The sequence below is a fragment of the Deltaproteobacteria bacterium genome, from assembly GCA_022340465.1.
Classification (GTDB): Bacteria; Desulfobacterota; Desulfobacteria; order Desulfobacterales; family B30-G6; genus JAJDNW01.
Map to the genome: position 1 here is coordinate 1 of JAJDNW010000095.1, position 5,381 is coordinate 5,381.

The 5,381-nt window shown below is 53.1% G+C and carries 7 protein-coding genes; 3 read left to right on the forward strand and 4 right to left on the reverse strand.

Annotation, left to right across the window (positions count from 1 at the left end):
* Positions 1-6 precede the first annotated feature (6 nt).
* Positions 7-576 carry a chalcone isomerase family protein gene (locus LJE94_14075; GenBank protein MCG6911235.1) on the reverse strand — a complete coding sequence of 190 codons (570 nt, stop codon included), beginning with the start codon at positions 574-576 and terminating at the stop codon, positions 7-9.
* A gap of 231 nt (positions 577-807) precedes the next feature.
* On the opposite strand from LJE94_14075, the gene LJE94_14080 reads away from it, so the two are divergent.
* From LJE94_14080 to LJE94_14090, 3 genes are all read left to right on the forward strand, one after another.
* The gene (locus LJE94_14080; GenBank protein MCG6911236.1) at positions 808-1,215 is read left to right on the forward strand and encodes a DUF2177 family protein; all 408 of its coding nucleotides are present in this window, start codon (positions 808-810) and stop codon (positions 1,213-1,215) included.
* Between the two features lie 258 nt (positions 1,216-1,473).
* Positions 1,474-2,247: a hypothetical protein gene (locus tag LJE94_14085; GenBank protein ID MCG6911237.1), complete on the forward strand. Its 774-nt coding sequence runs from the start codon at positions 1,474-1,476 to the stop codon at positions 2,245-2,247.
* On the forward strand, positions 2,248-3,057 hold the full coding sequence (locus LJE94_14090) for a hypothetical protein (protein MCG6911238.1): 810 nt from the start codon (positions 2,248-2,250) through the stop codon (positions 3,055-3,057).
* Between the two features lie 30 nt (positions 3,058-3,087).
* Here LJE94_14090 and LJE94_14095 read toward each other — a convergent pair whose 3' ends face one another.
* The 3 genes from LJE94_14095 to LJE94_14105 form a co-directional block, all read right to left on the reverse strand.
* Entirely contained in the window at positions 3,088-3,573 is a 486-nt protein-coding gene (locus LJE94_14095; GenBank protein ID MCG6911239.1) for a hypothetical protein, read from the reverse strand.
* Positions 3,574-3,735: 162 nt separating this feature from the next.
* Positions 3,736-4,896 carry a carotenoid 1,2-hydratase gene (locus tag LJE94_14100; GenBank protein MCG6911240.1) on the reverse strand — a complete coding sequence of 387 codons (1,161 nt, stop codon included), beginning with the start codon at positions 4,894-4,896 and terminating at the stop codon, positions 3,736-3,738.
* Between the two features lie 2 nt (positions 4,897-4,898).
* A partial coding sequence (locus LJE94_14105; protein ID MCG6911241.1) for an FtsX-like permease family protein occupies positions 4,899-5,381 on the reverse strand: 483 nt, incomplete at its 5' end.

The following is a 5,381-nucleotide window of genomic DNA, read 5'->3' on the forward strand; positions in this document are numbered from 1 at the left end:
TATCCATCATACCCCCATCAACTGGCGTTTGAAAGACTTGTTCATGGGTTTATCGCCCAGCCACATGGCGTAAATGGCCGAGGCAAAATCCTTTCCTTCGATCATACCCAATGGCTCTCCATTCAATGCCAGTTCAGTACCCCTGCCTGGCATGTAGGTTAAGGTATATCGATCCCCCGGTTTTACATCGCGGTAAAGGTTGTTGTGCAGCTCAACCCGCGGCATGAGTCGTTCCAGTGTTGCTGCGTCCAGGTTCTGAGACAGTATCTTATTGGTTGCCGCACCAAAATCTTCGCCTTTAATGGCATGGAAATATTCGATTTCGAGCCGTTTGGGTATGTCCGCCAGGACACGCTCCGGGCTTATATCGTCGGGCATGTAGAGGGCCCCGACATAGGCCTTTATGAACCCCAGATACCGGAATAAACCCGTCCCTCGCACCGGTAGCTCCTTCCCATCCACCGTGATGCTGTCCTGGAAAACCACGCCCTCAATTTCAGCCGCGGAGGCGCCCATACCCGACAGTAATACGGCACTTACAACCAAGGCAATCACATGATATGCTTTTGTTTTCATACGTTTTCCTTTCGATATGGTATACAGGCTGTCAGGGCTGTCCTGTGTCAGTAAAATCCACCTTTCGCTGTTTAAAGGTAAGCTTCAGAAAAAGGATGTTCAATAAGTAAATAATAATGTTTTATTAATAGGTATTAACTATTATTTTGGTCGGCACAATTGACTTGAAGAAGCAGAATGGGTAATGGTTACGTGTCAGGCCCGAGAAACCTTATCACTTAGGGGGTTTTAATGAACGCAATGTTTTTTCTAAAGCTCTACTTCCTGACGATACCGGTCTTTTTCCTGGTGGATATCATTTGGCTGGGTTACGTGGCAAAGCGCTTCTACCGCAGCAATCTGGATTTCATTCTGAGTCCAGACGTCAACTGGCCCGCGGCAATTTGCTTTTACCTGATATATATCATGGGGATTCTTTTTTTTGCTGTATCCCCGGCACTGGAGCGGGAATCCCTGGCAAGGGCCTTGCTGTGGGGCGGACTTTACGGTTTTTTCACCTATGCCACCTATGATTTGACCAATATGGCCCTGATCAAAGGCTGGCCTTTGAAAGTTGTCGTGGTTGATATCGGGTGGGGGGTAGTCCTGTGCGCAGTGGTTGCCGCTTCCAGTTTTCGCATTGCCAGGTGGCTCGTATAGCCGGTTACGAACGTGTTAGCTCATTGCTGTCAATTGTCATTCCAAGGAGCCCGTCATGGATGAAACGGTTTATCGGGGAATACTGGAGCGTCTGCCAGGAAAAGGCTATGATCCTAATACATTAATAACATCTGAGTAAACGGTTTCCATTCAATAGACCCCAAGGTTGCATAAACAGCATGACGGATAATAGATAATGCCCCGTAATACGTTATCTGTTCATACGCCTGAATTTAATCGTAACGTAAGGAGGACAACATGCTATGCCCCACCCACAAAGCAATCATCAATATGATAATCTTCCTGTCCGTTTTGTTTACGGTTGCAGCCCAGGCTGATGCCGACAACGACCTTAAATCCTTTTATATGGAGCTTGAAGCCGGACCAGTGTGGCAGTCCATGAACGATGTGCAGATTCCAGGCGACAGTGGAACAGAATTCTCCTTCAAAGACCTGACAGGCAGCGGTCCCTATGCTGTCGGGCGTTTCTCTTTCGGCTGGAATATCCGGGAACGCCACGGCTTGAGATTCGTGGCTGCCCCCTTGCGGGTCACTGGCAGCGGCACCTTTGATGAGCCGGTTGACTTTGCCGGTAAGACGTTTGCCGCCAACACGTCAACCGATGGAAATTATAAATTCGACACCTATCGCCTCACCTACCGCTACCAATTTCTGAATACAGATGCATGGCGTCTTCGCGCCGGTGCTGCACTGCTGTTGCGCGATGCAAAAATCGAGCTGGAGCAAAACGGCATAAAAGCCTCCGACAGCAACGTGGGCGTTGTTCCCCTGCTGAGCTTTGCCGCGGATTGGATGTTCGCAGAGCGTTGGGCGGCCATGCTTGATTTTGAAGGCCTTGCCGGCGGTCCTGGCAGGGCTTTCGATGTGGCCGTCAAGCTGCAGTACGATATCACCGACCGCTGGTATGCCGGTGGCGGCTACCGCATACTGGAAGGCGGGGCCGACAATGATACGGTCTACAACTTTGCCTGGTTCAACTTTGCATTTCTATCAGTGGGCTATCGGTTTTAGATGAAACTTCGTCATGACCCATTTCAAGTGTTTCGCGGCAGTCAAACGCCGGCAGGGCTTTATGCGCGCCAAAAATGGCTGGGTGAGGCGGATACGCCTGGGTGGCAAACAGATTTTCAGGAGGTCGTTGAAAAGCTATTCGCTGGCCAAATGCCGGATGGATCCTGGCAGCAAACCACCATGGCAACCATTAGCGCGCTTTTCGGGCTCCATCTCACCGTGCGCTCGGCCGATGACCGGATCGAGGATGCCCTGAACTGGCTTTTCCATAAAATGCAACGTGTCTTAGGAGAGGTCGACAACCGGCACGGCCCTGAGGTCGAATATACTGAATTAAAGGGATTGCCCTTTGCTCCGAGCCGCTCGGAAATGCTTTTGACCGGGGCCACACTTTTTTTGTGCAGTATTTTCAACCGTCAAAATGACCCGGCGGTACTGGCTGTTTACAAGCAGCTACATGAGGAGGAATTCATCAAGGAATACCTTTTCCGTGACATTGCATCCTTGCACAATATCTTCCGTGCCCTGGTGGTACATCCCGTATATGCCCATGAAGCCTTAACCACCGAGGCCGTCGATATATATGCAGGAATGCAGAAGGAAAATGGTGAGTGGGGAAACCATCTGCCCTTCTATCAGACCGTGAACGCCCTGGCCCATTTGAATTCACCAGAAGCCGAGGCCCAGCTTGAACGCGCTTTTCCACGACTGCTTGAAACCCAAAGCAGGAATGGTACCTGGGGCTGCCGTGACACGGAATGGAAGACGTTTTTGTGCATCCACGCCTTGAAAAACAAGGGCCTATTGTAAATGGTTCGATGGTTTTAATTGAGGTGGCCGCTAGTTGCCGAACATGGGCCCGGTGGGACCGAGGTGGCATGAGTAGCAACCGAATCCCCTGCGGGTTATGATGCTGAAGCTTTTCAGGCCTAACGCATCCGACATTTCCGGTACCAGCCGGTTGAGTTTCAGCCGGGTGGTGTCCGGGTATTGCTCGAATTCCGGCCCCAATAGAACCTCGCCGCTGAGCCGGGGCAGGTGATCGGTGGGCATGGCATAATCTTCACTCACGGCTCCCTGGCCATGGCACAAGGAACAGTCCACTTGCGCATGACGATCCGGGCGCCATTCGCGGAAGATGGCCGCGGCCCGCGGCAGGACCACCTGCCGCATGTGCACCTTGCGCTGGGCCATCGACATTTCAGACCAGGTCAGCGCTTTGCCGTCAGGGCCTGCCGGTCCCACGCGTTTGGGATAACAGCCGTTCAAAAGAATCAAAACAATCACCGCTATGGCGCCAACTGCAAAAAAATTTCGCTCAGCCATATGTCCCCCCACCATGGTTCACATCAACGACCGCCCGCAGAGCCCAAGGTATGAGAAAAGACCCTTTGACGAGGCACTGCCTGCCTTCGCTGCTGATTTGTATCATTTACCGGGTATGGTTAGCATAGATCGGCCGGCAGATAAACCTTTCACAATGGGTCTTCACATGGGTGCATCGAATTTCTTGCCGTACCCGGTCATTTCCACGTACCCTTTTGCGCTAATAGGCCGATCATGCTTGGTACCCTCGGCCGTGACACTACCCTCCCAATAGACAACCCCCGTGGTTGCCTGGGTCTGCATTTCCTGGTCGGCAACAGCCGATCGAACGTCCAATTCCAGGTCGAAGTCGGGAATGCGGATATTCCAGCGCACAGGATAGCGCGTTCCGGTAGCCGGGCTCAGCCATTGGTCTTGAACCTGAATGCTGAACTGATCGTGGCCGAGGGGTAGGGTATCCCCGCTGGAAAGAACCATCGTACCGCTGGAGGCCGGGTGGCGGGTGCCGTCGGCCTTACGCAGCAGAAACATCATCACTTCGGTTTGATCGCTGAGCTGCAGGCTGAACCAGTCCCAACCGACGATGCCGGGTTCTAGAAGGGCGGTGCTGTATTCATGGTCCATCCAGCTCAATCCCCGGACAGGGATGGCTTTATCGCCGATGCGTATGCGGCCCTCGGTTGCCAGGCGGGTAAACGAATAGTAGCAACTGGCTCTGTTGGGTGATGATCCCTTGCGGCTGTAGCCGTCCCGCCCGTGAGCCACCGGTGGTTTGAGGGGTGACAGCTGCAGCTCGAAACCGAAATCAGGGGCTTGGGCCGCCAGAAGCTGTTGCCCGGGTTCGATGACAGCCTGCCATTTTTTGAGAAAAATGGTGGTGCGATCGCGCTCTTGGGAAACACCGGACATTCCCAGCGCATTTCGAGCGGCCGCCTGGGCCTGATGGTGCCGCCGCGCAGCCACATCGGTGAGGGCCGCATGCGCGAAATAGATCTGGTTCGTACGCCATGCAGAGGGCCGCTCGGGCCAATCATCGCTTTTGCAAGTCGGGCGGGTTTGAATCCTGAAAAATGTCAGCTGAAAACCGTACGTTTTACGGTCATCGCTTTCCAGGTTGCCGGTATAGTACCACCATTCGGTACGAAACCCCGGGTGGGATCCGTGATCGGCCGGAAATGAAAAGCGGCAGGGCCCCTCGACAGAGAGAAATTCGCAGGCCGATACGGTGAGCCGGCCCGGATAGATGCCGCCCCCCGCGAAAATGGTGCAAAAAATCAGCCCCAGGCTGAACAACATACGCCCTGTATGGATGATTCGCTTCACTGTCAGGCCCTCAACACGACAGCCGGGGATTGTTTAAAAATCAACCTGAGTGCGGGTAAAGAAGCACCCAGCGCCACTAAAATGATAAGGGGGATGGATGTGCCCAGGGCGCCCCAGTCAACACGATAGAGAAACGTCCATCCAAAGGACTGGCGGTTGATGACGAAGATCAACAGGGTGGATAACATAAATCCGCAAACCAAACCGGCGAGTTCACCGATCACTACCATATAAACCGCCTCCCACAAAACCATGGAGCGGATTTGCCGATGGCTGCCGCCAATGGCAAACAGGGTGTTGATTTGTCTGGTTCGTTCCAGAATTAAAACGGTGAGCGTGGTGACGATGCCCATGGCCGCGATGAAAAGTGCAACCAAAAGCAGGACGCTGGTGATGGCAAACGTTTCGTCAAAGACCTGGAATATGTTGTCGCGCAACTGATTGCCGTCGATGACATCGATCTGTTCACCGGATTGTCGAAGCAG

Coding starts and splice junctions, on each gene's coding strand:
- LJE94_14080 (MCG6911236.1), top strand. CDS start 808: ATGAACGCAATGTTTTTTCTAAAGCTCTACTTCCTGACGATACCGGTC.
- LJE94_14075 (MCG6911235.1), bottom strand. CDS start 576: ATGAAAACAAAAGCATATCATGTGATTGCCTTGGTTGTAAGTGCCGTA.
- LJE94_14095 (MCG6911239.1), bottom strand. CDS start 3,573: ATGGCTGAGCGAAATTTTTTTGCAGTTGGCGCCATAGCGGTGATTGTT.
- LJE94_14085 (MCG6911237.1), top strand. CDS start 1,474: ATGCTATGCCCCACCCACAAAGCAATCATCAATATGATAATCTTCCTG.
- LJE94_14090 (MCG6911238.1), top strand. CDS start 2,248: ATGAAACTTCGTCATGACCCATTTCAAGTGTTTCGCGGCAGTCAAACG.